Consider the following 19,198-nt stretch of genomic DNA (forward strand, 5'->3'; position numbering starts at 1 on the left):
TCCTGTGGGAGCGAGCCTGCTCGCGATAGGGCCAGCCCAGGCACCGCAAGCCCCTAGCGCAACCCATCCCGAAACTGCCCCGGCGTCATCCCGGTCCAGCGCTTGAATGCGCGACTGAAGCTGCTGGCGTCGGCAAAGCCCAGTAGATAACTGACTTCGCTCAGCGAGCAGTTCGGATCCCGCAGGTGCAGCAGTGCCAGATTCTCCCGGCACTCGTTGAGCAGTGTGTCGAACCGGCAGCCTTCGTCGGCCAGGTGCCGTTGCAGGCTGCGCAGGCTCAGGTGCATGGTCTGGGCGATGCGTTCGGCGCTGGGCTCGCCTTCGGGCAGTTGAGCTTCGATGGCCGCGCGTACCTTGCGTTCCCAAGTCAGTGGCTTGAGCTGGGCGAGGGTGCGTTCGAGCACCGTTTCGTTGTGTTCGGCCAGTTCCGGGTTGGCGTCGTCCAGGTGACTGTCGAAGTCGCTGAGGTTGAACTCCAGGCAATCTTGCGCGGCGCCGAAATGTACCGGCGAGCGGAATACCTTGTGCCAGGGGCTGGGGTCCGCCGGCTCCGGGCGCCGCAGGTACACCGCCAGTGGTGCGTAATCACGGCCGAGACGGTTACGACAGGTGCGCACGTAAATCGCTGTGAACGCGTCGATGGCTTCAAAGGCCGGTGCCGGTCGGCCCGGCGGCACCTCGAGGCTAAAGCGATAACGGTCCTCTGCGCGGATCAGTTGGAGGGTCAGGGCATCGCTGACTACCGGGTGATAGCGCACGATCCGCTCGAACACTTCCCGCAGGCTGCCGCTGGCCACCAGCGCGTAACCCAGCGCGTGAAAGGTGGTGGGGCTGACGAAGCGCGACACCCGCAGGCCGATGGCCGGGTCGCCGCTGGCCTGCACGGCCAATGCCCACAAACGTGTGGTGGCCGAGAGCGGGTAACGGGCGTTCGGGTCGTCCATCCATTGCGGGTCGAGGCCGGCTTCTACGCACAGGGCATGGCTGTCCAGGCCCAGCGCATCGAGCTGTTTGCGCAGGGCGCGGGTCCAGCTGGCGAGGGAGGTCGGTTCAGTCATGACGATTGGCGCTTGCGGTCAACAGGTTGGCGTCTACGGCTACCATCCCGGGGGACAACGCCCGGCAGGATGAGCACATCTCTAACAGAGGATGTAAGCCATGCACGGCACTTGCGCAAGCCCCGAGCGATTGAATGCACAACAACGATCGGCCCAGATTCGCCAGGTGGTCCTGGCCCGGGGCGAAGAATTGCGCCAGCGCTATCCGATCCTGCGTCACCAGGACGCGTTGGGCGCGGGCATCCTGGCGGTTGCCCTGGTCGGGATGATCGGTTCGGCGCTGCTCTACATCAACGGTTACCTAGCCGGGTGGGCGTGCCTGTTGCTCAACGCGTTTTTCGCGTCCCTGACCCACGAGCTGGAACACGACCTGATCCACAGCATGTATTTTCGCAAGCAGCGCCTGCCCCACAACCTGATGATGGGTTTGGTCTGGCTGGCGCGGCCGAGCACGATCAACCCGTGGATCCGCCGCCACTTGCACCTCAACCATCACAAGGTGTCCGGCAGCGAAGCCGACATGGAGGAGCGGGCCATCACCAACGGCGAACCCTGGGGGCTGGCGCGGTTGCTGATGGTCGGCGATAACGTGATGTCGGCCTTCATCCGCCTGCTGCGGGCCAAGACCTGGACGCACAAGCGCAGCATTCTCAAGCGCACGCTGAAGGTGTATTTCCCGCTGGCGTTGCTGCATTGGGGCGCCTGGTATGTGTTTCTCGGTTTTCATGGGGCCAACGGCATCGCCAGTCTGCTGGGGACTTCAATTGACTGGTCGGCCACCACACTGGCGACGATGCAGGTGATCGACATCGCCGCAGTAGTGATCATCGGCCCGAACGTGTTGCGCACCTTTTGCCTGCATTTCGTCAGCTCGAACATGCACTACTACGGCGACATCGAGCCGGGCAATGTCATCCAGCAGACCCAGGTGCTCAACCCTTGGTGGTTGTGGCCGTTGCAGGCGTTCTGCTTCAACTTCGGCAGCAGCCATGGCATTCATCATTTCGTGGTGAAGGAGCCGTTCTACATTCGCCAACTGACGGTGCCGGTGGCGCATAAGGTGATGCGCGAGATGGGTGTGCGGTTCAATGACTTTGGCACATTCGGGCGGGCGAATCGGTTTGTGCGGGAAGAGGGGGTGGTGCGGGAGGAAGGGGATGCGGTGCGGGTCTGATCGATACCGGTTCGAGCGGTGAAACGCGAAACCTGTGGCGAGGGAGCTTGCTCCCGCTGGACGCGAAGCGGCCCAGGTTTTTGGGGCTGCTGCGCAGCCCAGCGGGAGCAAGCTCCCTCGCCACAATGGTATGCGTTAAGACTGGGAACAGGTCAGAACTGATAACTCACCGTCGCCGCCACATTGCGCTCTTCACCCATGTAGCAATAGCTCAGGCTGGCGCACGAAGCGACGTAGGTTTCGTTGGTCAGGTTGTTCGCGTTCAGGCGCACATCCACGCCCTTCAAGCCGACCTTGCCCAGGTCATACCCCACCGAGGCATCGAACAATGTGTAGGACGGCACCTTCATGGTGTTCTCCGCATCGGCCCAGCTGTAGCCGACATAGCGCACGCCGCCACCGAGGCGCAGGCCGTCGAGGGAACCGCTGTCGAACTTGTAGTCAGCCCAGACCGAAGCCATGTGACGCGGGGCCTGGGTCGGTGAGTTGCCCTTGTTTTCGATGATGTCGGTGGGCGTGCTGAGGGTGCTGACCATCGATTTCGAATATTCGATGTCGGTGAAGGTGTAGCTGCCCAGCACTTTGAATTGTTCGGTCAACTGCAGGTGCGCTTCCAGTTCCAGACCCTGGGAGCGCACGGCACCGACGGCGCGGTAGAAATTTTCCTGGGGCAACTTGGTTGCCAGGTTTTCCTGGTCGATGCGAAACAGCGAGGCGCTGTACAGGTCATCGGTGCCCGGCGGCTGATACTTCAGGCCCAGTTCCCATTGCTTGCCATCGGTGGGCGGCAGCGGGTTGCCGGCGCTGTCGGCGTAGGAGTTCGGGTTGAACGACTCGGAGTAGCTGATGTACGGCGCCAGGCCGTTGTCGAACAGGTACAGCGCCCCGGCGCGGCCCGTGAGTTTGGTGCGTTTGTCGTTGATCTCGGTACCTTCCGGGCGGCCGAGTTCGGCGATGCGGTTTTCATCCGAGGTCTCGACCCAGTCCTGACGCAGGCCGAGGGAGAACCGCCACTTGTCCATTTCGATCAGGTCCTGCAAGTAGACGCCGGTCTGCTCCAGGCGTCGCAGGTAGCTGGTGTCATAGCGACCAGTGATGGTCGAGTTGCCGTAGACCGGGTCAAAGGCGTTGATTGGCGCCAGGCTGCCGCTGGTCCAGTCGACCACGGTTTTGCGCCGCTGATAGTCAGCCCCCATCAGTACGGTGTGCTTGGTCGCTCCGGTAAAAAATTCGGCTTGCAGCATGTTGTCGACGATGAAGGAGTGGAGCTTCTCTTCGGCACCGGTGTAATAGCGGTTCAGCTCGTTGCTGGTGGGCGTGGTCCAGCCATAGGCGTAGACCTGATCGTTGGTGACCTGGGAGTCCAGGTAACGGAAGTTCTGCCGGGCGGTGAAGACATCGTTGAAACGGTGCTCGAACTGGTAACCGAACGACTGCTGGTCGCGCTCGTAACCGTCGACGCCAGGCTCGCCTTCGAAGAAGTTTTCGGAGATCCGCCGGCCGTTGCGCTGATGCAAGGTGCCGTCGGCCGGCATGCCACCGTGGTAGCCGCCGTCGGGGTCATGCTGCAGGTAGGCCTGGAGCGTCAGCGAGGTGTCCTCGCTGAAATCAATGTTCACCGTGGGCGCGAGGGCGAAGCGTTTTTCCTTGTTGTGGTCGAACTGGGTGTCGGAGGTGTCCGCCAGGCCGATCAGGCGATAGGTGATGCGTTTGTCGTCATCCACGGGGCCGGTGAAGTCGAAGCCCATGCCGCGTTGGCCCTGGGTGCCGACCGTGGCCTGGATTTGGTGATAGGCCTCGTACTGTGGCTTCTTGCTGGTGAGCGCCACCAGGCCGCCGGGCGAACTGCGACCGTAGAGCACCGAGGACGGGCCCTTGAGAATGTCGACCCGCTCCAGGAAGTACGGATCGACCTGCATGGAGCTGTAGGTGCCGCTGTCGCCCATGGACTTGAGGCCGTCGAGGTAGATGTTATCCACCGAGCCGTCGTTGAAGCCGCGCATCGCCACGTAGTCGTAGCGGTGCGTCGCGCCGTAGGGGTTGGTCAGCACGCCGGGGGTGTAGCGCATGGCCTGGGACACGGTTTGCGCGCCCTGGTCGTCCATTTGTTCGCGGGTGACCACGGACACGCTCTGGGAGGTTTCGCGCAGAGCGGTACTGGTTTTGGTGGCGACCTGGCTGTGGGTGGCGTTGTAGCCTTCCATGCTGCCCAGGGCGTTACCCAATGCGAAGCCCTTGATGTCGGTGGTCGGCAATTCCATCGTGCTGCCAGTGCTCTGGGTTTGCAGCACGTAGCTGCTGCCATCCTGGCTGACGGCAACCAGTCCCGAGCCGCTGAGCAGTTGGCTCAGGGCTTGGTCCGGCGAGTACTCACCCTTGAGCCCCGGGGACTGCACGCCACCGGTTTGCGTTGGCGTGCTTGCCAGGGTGATCCCGGCCTGGCGGGCGAACTGATTCAGTACGTCGCTCAGTGGGCCGGGGGCGATGTTGTAGCTCTGACGGCTGGCGATCACGCCGCTTTGTGCGGCGAGCGCGAACATCGGCACGACGCTGACCCCCAGCGCAGTGGAGAACAACGCTGCATGAATAGCCTGGCGCAACAGGCCCGGTTGCGAAGAGAAGCCGAAGGGGTTCTTGAGAAGCAAGCGCTCAGTCATTGTAGGTTCCGTTGCAGTCGCCGAAGGCAGATAAGGGGTGCTTACTGTCCTAGCCGGACGTCGGCCTGAAACCCGCCAAAAAAAATCAGGCCAGGTGTTGCACCGTGATCCACCAACGGGTTCGATAACGGATCTGCACGGGGAGCGTGCGTGGCAGGACGGCAAGCAATTTGTCGGTGTCCTCCAAACGGAAAACCCCCGACAAACGCAAGTCGGCAACCGACGCCTCGCAGTTCAAATAGCCTGGGCGGTAGCGCCCTACTTCGTTGAGAAAGTCTGCCAGGCGCATGTTGCGCGTGACGATCAAACCGTCGGCCCAGGCGCCTGCGTCCATGTCCAGCGCCGGCGCCAGGGTCGCTGTCGATGCGTTGACCAGATAGCTTTGCCCGGCCTCGACCTGGAGGGGGGTGCCATCGCTGTTTGGGTGCGAACGGATAACCACCCGGCCGCTGGTGACGCTCAAGCGTGTGCAGTCGCTGTCCTGGCGCACGACGAAGCGTCCTTCCAGGCCTTCGAACAGGCCATGCCGGCTTTGTACCCGCAGCGGGCGCCCCGGGTCGCGACCACAGGTGACCATGATTTCGCCGCGGGCCAGGGTAATCAGGCGTTGCCGGGCGCTGAAATCCAGGTTGGCGGCGCTGTGGGTATTGAGCTCTAGCCGCGTGCCGTCCGGCAGTTGGAAGCCTCGTCGTTCACCCGTGACGGTAGCGAAATCGGCATTCCACGGCTGCCAGCCCAGGTCCTTGCCCAGCCATGCCGCGCAGCCTGCCAGGGCGACGCCCGACAACAATTTCACGGCCTGGCGCCGGCTGAGGCGCTGGGCACTGTTTTCCAGGGTGTCCAGGGCGATATGGGCACCGGGCACTGCCCGCAGGTTGGAGGTCAATTCGCTGTGCAGCGATTGCACCCGTTGCCAGGCCAGTTCGTGTTCCGGGTGGGCGGCGCGCCAGGTGTCGCACTGTTGGCGCAGTGTCGGGTGGGTGGTGTGATTGCGCAGGCGCAGCAGCCAGTTGATCGCCTGCCTGACCACCTGTTGCGACGGGCCGTTGCGTCGGCTCTGCAAGGGCTTCGCCGGCTCAGCTTTCATAGCGCAGCACATAGCAGTGGTACAGCGCATCGGCGACGTAGCGCTCCACCGAGCGCAACGAGATGCCCATCTGTTCGGCAATCTGCTTGTACGTCAGGCCTTCGCACTGGGCCAACAGAAACGCCCTGCGTACTTTCGGCTTGAGGCCTTCGAGCATCCTGGCGATCGCTTCGAGCAGTTCCAGAATCAGAGCCTGGGCTTCGGCGCCAGGGGTTTCGGCTTCCGGCAAGTGAGCTATGGTTTGGAGGTAGGCGCGTTCGATTTCTTCTCGCCGCCAATGGTCGATCACCAGGCCTTGGGCGATGGTGCGCAGAAAGGCCCGTGGGGCGCGAAGCTCCAGGCGTTCGCTACGCTGCAACAGGCGCACGAAGGTGTCTTGGGCCAGGTCTGCCGCATCGGCGGCGTTGCCCAGGCGGGTGCGCAACCAAGTATTGAGCCAGCCGTGATGACGGCTGTAGAGCGCCTGTACTGCAAACTCGGGAGATGACATGGACGCAACGGCCTGGATGTTACAAATGATAATAGGTCGCATTGTCATCAGGCGTTGGCGAATTTGCAACCACCGTTCGCCCGCCGTGTCCTCCCGTCGGCTATTTCTTCGAATCCCTAATTATTTGTACAGGTTTGCCGACAGACTTGTACGTGTGCACCAAAGTGGAGCGGATTGATAACCGCTCGCACTGTTACATGGAACGTTGCAACCCTGGAATGCACCCCCACTCCTTGCATAAGAAGCCTCATCAATGAATCTAAAGTTCAGCCACAAAATCCTTCTTGCCGCCTCTGGTGTGGTGGTCCTGGCTTTTGCCCTGTTCACGCTCTACAACGATTATTTGCAGCGCAACACCATCGGCAGCAGCCTTGAGTCGTCCATCGAGCAATCCGGCGACCTGACGGCCAGCAGCATCCAGAACTGGATGAGTGGCCGGATACTGGTGCTGGAAAACCTGGCGCAAAACATCGCGCACCAGGGTGCTGCTGCCGATCTGCCAGGGCTGGTCGATCAGCCAGCGCTGACGTCGAACTTCCAGTTCACTTATGTGGGCCAGGCCAACGGTGTCTTCACCCAACGTCCGGACGCCAAAATGCCTGACGGCTACGACCCGCGTCAGCGCCCTTGGTACAAACAGGCGGTGACCGCCGATAAAACCATGCTGACCCCGCCTTATCTGGCGGCGGTGGGTGGCCTGGTGGTGACCGTTGCCCTGCCGGTGAAGCACAACGGCCAATTGCTCGGCGTGGTAGGCGGCGACTTGAGCCTGGAAACCCTGGTGAAAATCATCAACTCCGTGGATTTCGGTGGTATTGGCCATGCGTTCCTGGTCAGCGGTGACGGTCAGGTGATCGTCAGCCCGGATAAAGACCAGGTGATGAAGAACCTCAAGGACATCTACCCCGGTACCCCGGTGCGCATTGGCAAGGGTATCCAGGACGTTGAGCTGAACGGGCAGGACCGTATCCTTTCGTTCACGCCAGTGACTGGCTTGCCGAACGCCGAGTGGTACATCGGCCTGTCGATCGACAAGGCCAAGGCCTACGCGCCGTTGAGCCAGTTCCGTACGTCTGCGCTGATTGCGATGTTTGTCGCGGTGGCGGCCATTGCGTTGCTGCTGAGCCTGCTGATCCAGGTACTGATGCGTCCGTTGACCACCATGGGCCGCGCCATGCAGGACATCGCCCAGGGCGAAGGCGACCTGACCCGGCGCCTGGTGGTGCAGGGCAAGGATGAGTTCGCGGTGCTGGGTGGTTCGTTCAACCAGTTCGTGGAGCGGATTCACGCGTCGATCTCGGAAGTGTCTTCCGCCACCCGCCAGGTGCATGACCTGTCGCAGCGGGTAATGACCTCGTCCAATGCGTCGCTCGTCGGCTCGGATGAGCAGAGCGCCCGTACCAACAGCGTGGCTGCGGCCATCAACGAGTTGGGCGCCGCGACCCAGGAAATCGCCCGCAATGCCGCAGATGCCTCGCAACATGCCAGCGGTGCCAGCGAACAGGCCGATGATGGTCGCCAAGTGGTGGAAAAAACCATCCAGGCCATGACTGAGTTGTCGCAGAAGATCAGTCTTTCGTGCACCCAGATCGAAACCCTGAACGCCAGCACCGACAACATCGGCCACATCCTCGACGTGATCAAGGGCATCTCCCAGCAAACCAACCTGCTGGCCCTGAACGCGGCCATCGAAGCGGCCCGTGCCGGTGAAGCCGGCCGTGGTTTTGCGGTGGTGGCCGATGAAGTGCGCAACCTGGCGCACCGCACCCAGGAGTCGGCGGAAGAAATCCACAAGATGATCACCTCGCTGCAGGTCGGCTCCCGTGAAGCGGTGACCACGATGAACGCCAGCCAGACCTCCAGCGAAGAAAGCGTGGAAGTGGCCAACCAGGCCGGCCTGCGACTGGTCAGCGTGACGCAGCGCATCGGTGAGATCGACGGTATGAACCAGTCGGTGGCTGCCGCGACCGAAGAACAGACCGCGGTGGTTGAAACCCTCAACATGGACGTCAGCCACATCAACCTGCTGAACCAGCAAAGCGTGGCCAACCTCAATGAAACCCTGAAGGATTGCGATGCCTTGTCGCAACAGGCCAATCGACTGAAGCAACTGGTGGACAGCTTCAAGATCTGACCCAGTCGCAAGCCGACCCACCGCCATCGCGAGCAAGCTCGCTCCCACAAGGGACTGGCGGTGGGTCGGTATTTTGCATTCACCTCGGAACCAAAACTGTGGGAGCGAGCTTGCTCGCGATGGCGGCCATCCAGTCAACATCGCCGGCACAGACCCACCGCTTTCGCGAGCAAGCCCGCTTCCACAAGGGGGTGGCGCTTACTTGAACATCCCCTGCACATTCCCCATCGCCTCATCGGCGAAGCCCTGGAGGAAATCCCTGAAGCCCGACGGCGTGTGGGCGTCGGTGTGGTCGGCGATGATGGTCCAGGTGGCGCGGCAGCGGTTGTCCGCCAGGGGTTCGACGCGCATGGCCGCCCACAGGTTGTCGATGCCCAGGGTGTTGTAGATCAGCGTCCAGGTCATGTGCATGGCCTGGTCGTCACGGCTGTTGAGCTGTTCCACCACCAGGTTCTGCCCATCGCGGAAGAATTTCTTGCGCAGGGACCTCACACCCTCGCCGGTCATTTCGATGTGCTCCAGCGCCGGGATGAAACGGTTGAATCCGCCAAAATCACCCACCACGTCCCAGACGCGCGCCGCGTCGGCCGCGACCTCCACCGAGGTTTCGACCTGGCAGGCTTGGGGGTTTTTGATCAGGGTGTCGGGTTGAAATGCACTCATGGTCTTGCTCCTTGCTTTGGGTTGAGGGTGTTTCAGATGAAGTCGATGGCCTTGAGGTACTCGGCGCCGCGACGCAGCAGGGCCGGGGATTTTTCCGGGTAGCTGGCGCCCATCTGCCGCACGCCGGCGCGGGCGTTGTCATGGCTGATCAACGAGATATCGCCGATGTCTTCCTCGAAGCCGTTGAGGTAGAAACCCAGCACGCCAAACAACGCGTTGTCGGCGTCGACCCGAGCCAATTGCCGTTGCCACTCGGCGACGCTGACCAGCGAAAACTCCCGGCCGCTGTCGCGAAACGACGCGACATAAGCATCCCAGCTCAAAGGCTGTGGGTTGTGCAGGTTGAACACCGCTTGCGTCGGCTGGTAACGGCTGGCATGGAAGGCGATGAAGCGGGCCAGGAAATCCACCGGCATCAGGTCGAAATTGAGGGACAGCTCCGGCACCTGGCCGAGCTGGATCGAGCCTTTGAGCATCAGCATCAAGCGATTTTTGTGGGGCTGGCAGACCCCGGTCAGGCTGTTGAAACTGATGTTGCCGGGACGGAACAGATTGACCCACACCCCGCGATCCCGGGCGCGTTGCAGGATCCGTTCGCCGACCCATTTGGACAGGTTGTAGCCGTTCTTGATGTAGATCGGCGGCGTCTCGGCGGCAGGCTGTTCCAGCACCTGGCCGTCGGCGTCCAGGGCACTGGACGCGGAAAGCGTGGAGACGAAATTGAAGATCTTCTTGCTGCGCCCTTCACACAGGCGCAGGCATTCGAAGATCGGCTCCACGTTGTCCCGCGCCAGGGACTCGTAGTCGAGTACATGGTTGACGTGGGCGGCGTTGTGCACCAGCGCGCCGAAGGTGAGGTCGATGCGGGTGTAGACGTCGTCTGGCAGACCCAATTGCGGTTGGGTGATGTCGGCGGCGTACACACTGACGCGGTCCAGGTCCAGGTGGGTCAGGTGATTGTCCTGAAGGGCCTGGGAGAAGCGCTCGGCCGCGCTGTGTTCAGCGCTCGCACGCACCAGGCACGCGACTTCGGTGGCGCCCCAGGCCAGCAGTGCTTCGACAATGTGCACCCCGAGAAAGCTGTTGGCGCCGGTTACCACCACCTTGTGCACATCGCCGTATTGGCTGACGGGCAGCGGATCGAGGTTGAGTTCGGACTCGGCATCGATGAAGGCCTGGGGGCTGAGGATCGATGCACTGTTTTGATCAGGATCGTCCAGCAACTTCGCCAAGGTCATCAGCGTCGGCGCTTCGATAAAGCGGTTGATCGACAGGCTGCGGCCGAACGTCTGGCGGATGCTCAGCAGCAGTCGCGACAACAGGATCGAATGCCCACCCAGGTTGAAGAAGCTTTCGTCGGTGGCGATGTCCTCGACGGGTAGTTCAAGCAGCTCGGCCCACAGTTGCTGCAGTTGTGTCTCGAGGGCGTTCTGTGGCTGGCGGCGCTGGCCGTCGACCTGCACTTGCACCGCCATGGCGAGCAAGGCCCGGCGATCGACCTTGCCGTTGCTGGTGTACGGCAGGCTCGGCAACTCGACGTAGGCGGCCGGGTGCATGTAGCTGGGCAAGCTGTTCTGCACATGCTCGCGCAGCGCCTGGAGGGCGTCGCCGGAGTGCTCGGGATGAACCAGGAACGCCAGGATCCGTCGCCGCTCATCGACCCCCACTGCCACTTGGCGAAACAACTGGCTATCGCGCAGGCAGTGCTCGATTTCCTCGGGCTCGACCCGAAAACCGCGGATCTTCACCTGGTTATCGCGCCGGCCACACAGTTCGATGCCGTTGTCGGTCCACTGGCCGATATCACCCGTGCGATAGACCCGCAGCGTGTGCCCGGTGGGCAGTGTCAGGTCGAGGTAGCGCGTCGCGGTCAGCGTCGGGTCGTTCAGATAACCCAGGCCGACGCCGGGGCCGGCGATGTACAGCTCGCCGGGGACACCTTGGGGAACCGGTTGCAGCTGTTCATCCAGGATCAGCACCCGGCCATTGGCGATGGGCACGCCGAGGTTGCGGTTGTTGTCGCCGACGCTGAACTGTCGTGTGGTCGCCAGCACCGTGGTTTCGGTCGGGCCGTAGATGTTGTGGAACTGGCATTGTGGCGCGAGCTGTTCGATCACGAACGGCTCGCAGACATCGCCCCCGGTGATCAGGTGCGCCAGGCCCAGCGGTGCGTCAAGGGGCATGACGCTCAGCAGTGCAGGCGGCAGAAAGGCGTGGCTGATGTGCTGCTGGTGAATCAACGCGACCAGTTGCTGCGGATCGCGGCGCTGGTCTTCGCTGGGCACCACCAGCAGTGCACCGTGGATGAAGGTCGGGAGGATATCCAGCAGCGACGCATCAAAGTTGATGGTGGAAAACTGCAACGCCCGGCTGTCGCGCTGCAACCCGACGTAGTCGCCGTACCAGGCACAGAAGTGACTGAGGTTGCGGTGGCTGAGCAACACGCCCTTGGGCTGGCCGGTGGTGCCGGAGGTGTAGATCGCCACGGCCGGTTCGTTGCTGTCCACCGTGCGGCGGATCAACGAGGCCGGGATGCCTGGCGTGGGCGCTGGCAGTTGATGGACATTCAGCGTTGGCAATACCAGGTCGCCCAGGTCGCTGTCGCCGTCGTGCAGCAGCAGGTCCGCCTGGGCATTTTCCAGGATGAAGCGCCGACGTTGCGCCGGGTGCTGCGGGTCCAGCGGCAGGTACACCGCCCCGCAGCCCAGCACCGCCAGGATCGCCGCATACAGGTGCGCGGACTTGGGCAGGCAGACACCGATCACCTTGTGGGAGGAAGGCTTGCCCCCGATGAACGATGACGCGGTTTGCTTGAGAGCGTCGGTGTCTTCATCGCGGGCAAGCCTTGCTCCCACAGATTCTGCTCTCTTTGCCCCTGCAGGTTCGGAGCTCCGTAGCATTTGCAACATCGGCTCTTGCAACCTCAGCGCCAGGCGGCGCAAGGATTTGTAATCGATGAGTTGTCCATCGACCCACAGGGCCGGTTGTGTCGCGTCGTCGAGCATGCGCTGTTCGATGCTGTGCATCACCGGCACGTTGGCGGCGGCCAGCAGCCAGGGCACCGGCGACCGATTGAGGCCATGCTCGAACGCCAGCGGCTCCAGCGCATCGAGCCCGAGCAGGGGCTGCTCGACAGCGTCAGCGCGCACCGTCGGCCAGTGATCGAAGCAAGTGTCATCCCGGGATAACTGGCTGACCAGCCGTGCCCCGGTCTCGACCACCGTCGCCAGGGTACGCAACCGCAGGGACTGACCGTTGCCATCGCCTTGCGGCGCAATCACCTCCTGGCACAGCAGCCGCTGCGCGCCGTCGCGGAACATCACCACCGGTTGTGGCAATACTTCGCCGGGTAGCGTGCGCAGCACCACGCGCATTTGGAGGCATGAGCGGGCTTCAACGGCAGGCGGTGTCGTACCGTCGTCGATCAACAGATCGACCGCGCCGTGGCCGGCCGGCGATTGCCAATCCACCACACCGTGACCGTGCAGCTCCAGTTCCCGGGCCAGTTCGGCCATAGCCTGGCTGGTGCCAGGCACTGCAATTTCGAGGCGTTTCATCGAAAGGTCCTCATGGAGTCAGGTAATCAGCGAGGGCGTCGTGTACGCAGGGGGACGCGAGCATCGAGCTGCTGCGGAAAAAGCGCGTGATGTTGCCCACCAACGGGTGAAAACGATTGATGGGATAGGCCAACGCACTGGCGTCTTCACGCAGCGACTGGCGTACCGATTCGTCGACGGGCAGGTGCGCGATCAGCTCGAAATCGAACGCTTGCTGCAGGTCGCTCGCCAGGTACTGGACGATGAAACCAGGCATCAAGCGCGCAATCGCCGCGCGGTCCTCTTCGGGCGCGGTGCGCCAGTAAATCTGCACCAGTCGCGTCCAGAAACCGGAGTGCCGGCCCTCGTCGAGCAAGTGATCGGCCATCAGCCCCTTGATCGAGGCCTTGACCGAGTCGTCCCGGGCGAAGGCCGCCACTTCGTTGGTCACGGTGTTCTCGGCGATGGCGATGCAGATCAGCTCCACGGCGCTGAGCAAATGTTCCGGCGCCCGGGCCAGGGTCGCCGGTATCGCGCGGCTGAGTTCGATCTGCCCAGGCAACGGGATCGGTGCGATGCCGGTCATGTCGATGGTCTGCTGCATGAAGTCCATCGCCACCAGCGCGTGGTAATCCTCGTCCACCACCACGGTCATCGCGTCGTAGCGGCAGGCGAATGGGAATTCGATGCCGAAGCGGTTCTTGGCGATGCGCCGGGCGGTGTGGTCCACCAGTTCGGTCTCGAAAATCACCACGTCGTTGATGAACTTGTAGAGGCTCTGCACCAGCACAAAGTCGCGCAATTGCGGACAGTGGCTGAGGAAGGTCTGGCTGTGCACCAGCGGCTGGCGGCTCATGGGGAAGATCAGCTTGTCGTCGTCTTCGACCCGGCGCCGTGGCCGGGTGCGGATCGTCGCGCGGCTTTCCCAGGCGTCGGCGAAGGATTGGTATTCGACAGCGTTCATGGCGTCACCTGTGCAACCGGCTGGGCCATGCTCTGGCGCAAACCATCCCACAAGGCTGCGCGGCTGTGGACAGCGGCGAGCGCGGCGGCCAGTACCTCGGTTTCGCGTTGCGGGTCGCCATCGATCAGCCGGGCCAACAATTTTTCTGCCGCTGGGCCATGGTCTTCGGAATCGACTTCGATGTGCCGCTGCAGGTAGTAACGGAAGGTCGGCGCCTGATCCAGGCCAATGCCCCAAGCGTCGAGCATGCGCTGGAACATCTGCGGGATGACACTCTCGCGACCGTGCACGAAGGCGGCGGCCACGCTGTGGGCCGGGGCGTGCAGGGCGGTGTGCAAGGTCTGGCGGACGAACCGTGCCGCCGCCGGTTCGACCTCGACGCTGTCCAGCGCAGTCTCGGGGCTGACGCCTTCCTGTTGCAGGGTGATGAATTGCTCGATCGCGCGGGTATCGGCACCGATTTCCCGCATGGCGTCCAGGTACAGTTCGAAATGGCTGCAATAGCCTGCGCCGGGGCGGTCATCCGACTCTTCCCCCAGCACGATTTCATTGATCAAGCGTGCCGCGTGCGGGTCGGCCGGCGGCAGCCAGGGCAGGTGGACACAAGTGAGCTCGCGTTGCAGCCGCTTGGTCAGCGACATGAAGTCCCAAACGGCAAAGACATGGCTTTCCATAAAACGGCGTAACAGATCGATTGATGTAATCTCGGAAAAAACAGGGTGTTGGCCAAGTTCGTGCTTTTTCAAAGATAGTTGTTCTTTGGATGGCTGCATTGGAACGTCCTCATCAATGATGTTTTGTCCGGAAGGCTGCTCGTTATTTAATTAAGGCGAGCGGGTGCCTGAACCGGAATCCATGAATTGCTCTACGGGCTTAAGCATTCTCTTCTAAGCGTTTTGGTGGCTTGCATTGCCCGTGTTTAAAGGGATTTGTGCAAGCCTGAAGGGCCGTCAGTAACGCGGCGAATAAAAAACTAATACATGGAGTAAGTAAGCGGCAAGTATTTTTTTAATTATTTAAAGTTGTGGTTTTATTAGGTGCGAAGAAGGCTCTTAAAACTTTTTATCTAAGTTTTATTGGCGCGAAGAAGCTCCTTCCGATTTAGGAGTATCAGAATCGAATAGTTCGAGTGAATGCCTCACTCGGAGCACTTCAGGGATCGGGGAGTTAAGAAGTTTTATGTTATGGGCAGGACGTCGGTCGGACATCCGATCATCCCGCCGGTTGGACGACGCTCCTTGCGTATTGGCTTCGATTCGTCTGGCCTCAGCCAGGCGTTGACTTCTTCAGGTCTGTTTTGAATCGACAAGCGCAAGAGTGAGCCCAAATCGATGGCAGTGCCATTGAACTGATGGGGCGACAAGTCGCGGCCACGGCCAGGCCGCGCCGCGCAGGCGACAAGTGAGTCGAAAGGATATGTAAGAAGTTTTTACGCCGGCCGGACCGCCGGGGAGGGATCAAAGCTTCGACGACTGTTCCAGATACCGGCGCATGGTGACAGAGGCTTTTTCCAGGTGCCGCTCCAGCAATACGACGGCTTTATCGATGTCCTTGGTACGCGCGGCGTCGAGCAGCGCGCGATGATCGTCCTGGCTCAACTTGCCTAGCCCCATGGATGACAGATGAAAGCGCAGGAAGCGCTCTTCTTCATTGAGCTCGCGCTCGATCAGGTCCAGCAGCTTGCTGTTGGGTGCCTTGTGATAAAGCGACATGTGGAACAGCCGGTTGAGCTTGCCGATCTCGGCGTGTTCGGTTTGCGTTTCCAGCTGTTCGATGTACTGGGCGGCCAGTGCCAGGTCGTTGTCATCGAGCAGCGGGATGGACAGGCGCAAGGCGAACGATTCCAGGACCGAGCGCAGGGCGTAGGTTTCTACCGCGTTGTTGGTGATCAACGGTGCCACCACGGCGCCCTTGTGCTGAACCACATTGAGCAGTGACTGCGCTTCGAGCTGGCGCAATGCCTCGCGCACCGGCATGCGGCTCACGCCGAACAGGTCGGCCAGTTCCTGCTGGCGCAGGGCAGTGCCGCAAGGCAGGCGTCCATCGAGGATGGCCTCGCGCAGAGACTCTTCGATGATCGAGCGTGCCTGGTCAGCCGGGATGGGCCCGTTGACCTGGATAGTGCTAAGCGGTTTGGGCTTCTGTGTCACGACAACACCTGACTGGTAGTAACGAAAATTGGATCCAAGCCAACGTTAGTTACAGATTGCCAAGCCGTCAAAATCTCGCGGCCCCAGTTCCTGAACTAAAGTTTAGTCTGCTTGTGGTGATTGCAACCTGCCATTGTCTTTTACCGGGCCAGGCTTCACCATCCAACGAATTTCCAACGGCCCTTTTCGGACGTATTCCCTTGGCTGCACCTTTCCCTGTTCTCAGGTCCTTGCGCTGGCTGTGTTCGGCATTGTTGCTGGCCGGCCTGATGCTGGGTGGCTTGCAGGCTGACTGGGACTTTGCGCAGATCAGCCGACGGGCGCAAGCGTTATATGGTCCCTTGGGCGAAGGTCAGCAACGGATTGACGCATGGCAGCAACTGTTGGCGACCCAGAAACAGATCCCGGAACTGGAACAGCTCAAGGTGGTGAACCTGTTTTTCAACAAACAGGTGCGCTACGTGGAAGACATCGACCTGTGGCGCGAGGTCGACTACTGGGAGACCCCGATCCAGGCCCTGTGGAAGGGCGCTGGCGATTGTGAAGACTACGCCATCGCCAAGTATTTCAGCCTGCGTCATCTCGGGGTCTCTAGTGACAAGCTGCGCATCACCTACGTCAAGGCCTTGCGGCAGAACCGTGCGCACATGGTGCTCACCTATTACGCCACGCCCGAGGCGATGCCGCTGGTGCTCGACAGCCTGATCGACGGCATCCTGCCGGCCAGCCAGCGAACCGACTTGCTCCCGGTCTACTCTTTCAATGCCGAAGGGCTGTGGCTGCCGGGCGCCAAGGGCAACAAGAAAGTGGGTGACACCAAGCGCCTGTCCCGGTGGCAGGATGTGTTGAAGAAAATGCAGGCCGAAGGTTTTCCGGTCGAGACGACTAACTAGGAGCGCGCGCTCAGATGTCCTTGTTCAAACAGCTGTTGATCGCTATCTGTCTGTTCCTGGTGGTTGCCTTCAGCGGCAGCTTCATGGTCAGCCTGGAGAGCTCGCGGGCCCAGTACGTCAACCAGTTGCGCTCCCATGCCCAGGACGCGGCCACGGCGCTGGCGTTGTCGTTGACGCCGAACATCGACGACCCGGCGATGGTGGAGTTGATGGTCAGTTCGATCTTCGACAGCGGCTACTACGCGACCATCCGTGTGGTCGACGTGGCCACCGATAAGACCCTGGTCGAGCGCACCGGCACGCCGGACGCCGGCAGCGTGCCGCAATGGTTCGTCAAGCTGATCGGCCTGGAACCGGCCGGAGGCGATGCCATCGTCAGCCGCGGCTGGGAACAGGCGGCGCGGGTTGAAGTGGTCAGCCACCCGATGTTCGCCCTCGCCAAGCTGTGGCAGAGCGCGTTGGGCAGCCTGGGTTGGCTTTTGCTGTGTGGCGCCGTGAGCGCGGTGCTGGGGGCCTTGCTGCTGCGTCGCCAGCTCAAGCCGCTGGACTACATGGTGCATCAGTCCCATGCCATCGCCCGTCGCGAGTTCCTGAGCCTGCCGGAGCTGCCGCGCACGCCTGAACTGCGCCGCGTGGTGCAGGCGATGAACCAGATGGTCGAGAAGCTCAAGGCGCTGTTTCAGGAACAGGCCGAGCGCAGCGAGAAACTGCGGGTCGAATCCTACCAGGACAACCTCACGGGGCTGGCCAACCGGCGCTATTTCGAAATGCAGCTCAATGCCCGGGTGAGCAACCCGGAGCAGGCCAGCTCCGGTTATCTGTTGTTGCTGCGGGTCAAGGACCTGGCCGGTTTGAACCAGCGCTTGGGCGGGCAGCGCACCGACCAGTTGCTCCAGGCGGTGGGTGAGCAATTGCTGCGTGAATGCGCGCGATATCCGGAAACCCACAACCTGGTCACGCGTATTCGCGGCGGAGAATTCGCGGTGCTGGCGCCTGGGCTGGTGCGCGAGGAAGCGCTGCAACTGGCGCAGAGCCTTGAAACTGCGTTGGCGAGCCTGCATGCGACCGGCGCGACGGATGTGGCGTCGGTGGCCTCCATCGGGCTGGCGCCGTTCGTCCATGGCGACTCGCCGCAAGCGGTGCTCCAGCTGGGCGACCAGGCCCTGGCCCAGGCCGAAAGCCAGGGCGAACCGGGTTGGGCCTGCCTGGACCACAGCGCGTCGGCCAGTGTCGGTGATGATCACCATGCCTGGCACAATTTGCTCGACCAGGCCCTGAGTCATCAGCGCTTTGAGCTGTACTTCCAGCCGGTGGTGGCCGCCCAGGACACCCAGGTGGTGCTGCATTACAAAGTGCTGTCGCGGTTGCTCGACGAGCAGGGCCAGACCATCCCCGCCGGACGGTTCCTGCCCTGGCTGGAGCGCTTTGGCTGGACCGCACGCCTGGACCGCTTGATGCTCGAGCAAGTGCTCAAGCAAATGGCCGGTCACGAGCAATCCTTGGCGTTGAACCTGTCCTCGGCGACCTTGGCCGATCCGCAGGCGTTGAACAAGATCTTTGAAATCCTGCGGGCGCATTCCAACCTTGGGTCGCGCCTGACCCTGGAGATTGGTGAAGAGCAACTGCCGGAGCAAGCGGTGCTGGAGCAGTTGACTCGGCGTCTGCGTGAGCTTGGTTTCTCCCTGAGCCTGCAGCGTTTTGGTGGGCGGTTCAGCATGATCGGTAACTTGTCGCGGTTGGGGTTGGCTTACCTGAAGATCGATGGCAGCTATATCCGTGCGATTGACCAGGAGAGCGATAAGCGCTTGTTCATCGAGGCGATTCAGCGGGCGGCTCACAGTATTGACCTGCCGTTGATTGCTGAGCGGGTTGAGACGGAGGGGGAGTTGGCGGTGATTCGGGAGATGGGGTTGTTTGGGGTTCAGGGGCAGTTGGTGGGTGAGCCTAAGCGTTGGGATTGAGACTTCTGAGCGAGTACATATCCATTTCTGCGGTAACGGCGGCTTATGGTTCCGCTCTTACAGCGGGTCACTTTCGAAAAGCGCGAAAGTAACCAAAGCGCTCATGCCCCACCACTCGGCACCTCGCCTAGGCTCGGTGTGCCCTCACTCCGGCATTGCTCCGTGGGCCCGCCGCGAAGGGCCATCCATGGCCCAGCGCGGCTACCTCGGCATCCATGCCGAGGTGCCCACTCCACAATGCCTGCGTTCGGCCAGCGTGGTTAACGGGGCGCCGAGATCAACGTCCACCGCGAGGCGGCCTAGTAGCCGACCTGGCTCTCCCGGTCGTACACCCGTCAGATCTGTTTGAGCTGGACTTGTGGGAGCAAAGCTTGCTCGCGAAGCGACGGCACATCCAGCATTGATGCAAGCAGACCCACCGCCATCGCGAG

13 protein-coding genes are annotated in these 19,198 nt (G+C 61.9%); 4 read left to right on the plus strand and 9 right to left on the minus strand.

Features of this window, described 5'->3' with window-relative positions; all coding sequences use genetic code 11:
* Positions 1-53: 53 nt before the first annotated feature.
* The gene (locus tag HU749_RS01885; protein WP_079301451.1) at positions 54-1,058 is read right to left on the minus strand and encodes an AraC family transcriptional regulator; all 1,005 of its coding nucleotides are present in this window, start codon (positions 1,056-1,058) and stop codon (positions 54-56) included.
* Between the two features lie 100 nt (positions 1,059-1,158).
* On the opposite strand from HU749_RS01885, the gene HU749_RS01890 reads away from it, so the two are divergent.
* Complete coding sequence (locus HU749_RS01890; protein WP_079301452.1) at positions 1,159-2,232, plus strand: fatty acid desaturase; 1,074 nt, start codon at positions 1,159-1,161, stop codon at positions 2,230-2,232.
* Positions 2,233-2,384: 152 nt separating this feature from the next.
* Here the strand turns inward: HU749_RS01890 and HU749_RS01895 are convergent, their stop codons facing one another.
* The 3 genes from HU749_RS01895 to HU749_RS01905 form a co-directional block, all read right to left on the minus strand.
* Positions 2,385-4,889 (minus strand): TonB-dependent siderophore receptor, encoded by a 2,505-nt coding sequence (locus HU749_RS01895; RefSeq protein ID WP_186652455.1) that lies wholly within the window; start codon positions 4,887-4,889, stop codon positions 2,385-2,387.
* Positions 4,890-4,974: 85 nt separating this feature from the next.
* On the minus strand, positions 4,975-5,976 hold the full coding sequence (locus HU749_RS01900) for a FecR domain-containing protein (RefSeq protein WP_079301454.1): 1,002 nt from the start codon (positions 5,974-5,976) through the stop codon (positions 4,975-4,977).
* Positions 5,966-6,466, minus strand: a complete 501-nt coding sequence (locus tag HU749_RS01905; RefSeq protein WP_014335956.1) for a sigma-70 family RNA polymerase sigma factor — start codon at positions 6,464-6,466, stop codon at positions 5,966-5,968. The genes HU749_RS01900 and HU749_RS01905 overlap by 11 nt, the downstream gene beginning before the upstream one ends.
* 253 nt (positions 6,467-6,719) lie before the next feature.
* Here HU749_RS01905 and HU749_RS01910 point away from each other — a divergent pair, with 253 nt between their 5' ends.
* Positions 6,720-8,600, plus strand: a complete 1,881-nt coding sequence (locus tag HU749_RS01910) for a methyl-accepting chemotaxis protein (RefSeq protein WP_079301455.1) — start codon at positions 6,720-6,722, stop codon at positions 8,598-8,600.
* A gap of 198 nt (positions 8,601-8,798) precedes the next feature.
* On the opposite strand, the gene HU749_RS01915 is transcribed toward HU749_RS01910, so the two are convergent.
* The 5 genes from HU749_RS01915 to HU749_RS01935 form a co-directional block, all read right to left on the minus strand.
* A complete protein-coding gene (locus HU749_RS01915; RefSeq protein WP_018613225.1) occupies positions 8,799-9,263 on the minus strand; it encodes an SRPBCC family protein in 465 nt (154 codons plus the stop codon).
* A gap of 32 nt (positions 9,264-9,295) precedes the next feature.
* Positions 9,296-12,820, minus strand: a complete 3,525-nt coding sequence (locus HU749_RS01920; protein WP_186652453.1) for a non-ribosomal peptide synthetase — start codon at positions 12,818-12,820, stop codon at positions 9,296-9,298.
* Between the two features lie 10 nt (positions 12,821-12,830).
* Positions 12,831-13,763: a diiron oxygenase gene (locus HU749_RS01925; RefSeq protein ID WP_095963354.1), complete on the minus strand. Its 933-nt coding sequence runs from the start codon at positions 13,761-13,763 to the stop codon at positions 12,831-12,833.
* Positions 13,760-14,536, minus strand: coding sequence for a DUF3050 domain-containing protein (locus tag HU749_RS01930; RefSeq protein WP_079301459.1), 777 nt, complete (start codon positions 14,534-14,536; stop codon positions 13,760-13,762). The genes HU749_RS01925 and HU749_RS01930 overlap by 4 nt, the downstream gene beginning before the upstream one ends.
* 684 nt (positions 14,537-15,220) lie before the next feature.
* Entirely contained in the window at positions 15,221-15,913 is a 693-nt protein-coding gene (locus HU749_RS01935; protein WP_095974905.1) for a GntR family transcriptional regulator, read from the minus strand.
* A gap of 269 nt (positions 15,914-16,182) precedes the next feature.
* Between HU749_RS01935 and lapG the strand changes: the two genes are divergently transcribed.
* Together lapG and lapD are read left to right on the plus strand one after the other, a co-directional pair.
* A complete protein-coding gene (gene lapG / locus HU749_RS01940; protein WP_371856198.1) occupies positions 16,183-16,806 on the plus strand; it encodes a cysteine protease LapG in 624 nt (207 codons plus the stop codon).
* Between the two features lie 14 nt (positions 16,807-16,820).
* Complete coding sequence (gene lapD / locus HU749_RS01945; protein WP_079301461.1) at positions 16,821-18,767, plus strand: cyclic di-GMP receptor LapD; 1,947 nt, start codon at positions 16,821-16,823, stop codon at positions 18,765-18,767.
* Positions 18,768-19,198 lie beyond the last annotated feature (431 nt).

This window comes from Pseudomonas ogarae (genome assembly GCF_014268695.2).
GTDB lineage: Bacteria > Pseudomonadota > Gammaproteobacteria > Pseudomonadales > Pseudomonadaceae > Aquipseudomonas > Aquipseudomonas kilonensis.

Bases quoted from the DNA above. Each gene is read 5' to 3' on its own strand.
- HU749_RS01890 (WP_079301452.1), top strand. From the start codon at position 1,159: ATGCACGGCACTTGCGCAAGCCCCGAGCGATTGAATGCACAACAACGA.
- HU749_RS01895 (WP_186652455.1), bottom strand. From the start codon at position 4,889: ATGACTGAGCGCTTGCTTCTCAAGAACCCCTTCGGCTTCTCTTCGCAA.
- HU749_RS01930 (WP_079301459.1), bottom strand. From the start codon at position 14,536: ATGCAGCCATCCAAAGAACAACTATCTTTGAAAAAGCACGAACTTGGC.
- HU749_RS01925 (WP_095963354.1), bottom strand. From the start codon at position 13,763: ATGAACGCTGTCGAATACCAATCCTTCGCCGACGCCTGGGAAAGCCGC.
- HU749_RS01900 (WP_079301454.1), bottom strand. From the start codon at position 5,976: ATGAAAGCTGAGCCGGCGAAGCCCTTGCAGAGCCGACGCAACGGCCCG.
- lapD (WP_079301461.1), top strand. From the start codon at position 16,821: ATGTCCTTGTTCAAACAGCTGTTGATCGCTATCTGTCTGTTCCTGGTG.
- HU749_RS01910 (WP_079301455.1), top strand. From the start codon at position 6,720: ATGAATCTAAAGTTCAGCCACAAAATCCTTCTTGCCGCCTCTGGTGTG.
- HU749_RS01905 (WP_014335956.1), bottom strand. From the start codon at position 6,466: ATGTCATCTCCCGAGTTTGCAGTACAGGCGCTCTACAGCCGTCATCAC.
- HU749_RS01885 (WP_079301451.1), bottom strand. From the start codon at position 1,058: ATGACTGAACCGACCTCCCTCGCCAGCTGGACCCGCGCCCTGCGCAAA.
- HU749_RS01915 (WP_018613225.1), bottom strand. From the start codon at position 9,263: ATGAGTGCATTTCAACCCGACACCCTGATCAAAAACCCCCAAGCCTGC.
- lapG (WP_371856198.1), top strand. From the start codon at position 16,183: ATGCTGGGTGGCTTGCAGGCTGACTGGGACTTTGCGCAGATCAGCCGA.
- HU749_RS01920 (WP_186652453.1), bottom strand. From the start codon at position 12,820: ATGAAACGCCTCGAAATTGCAGTGCCTGGCACCAGCCAGGCTATGGCC.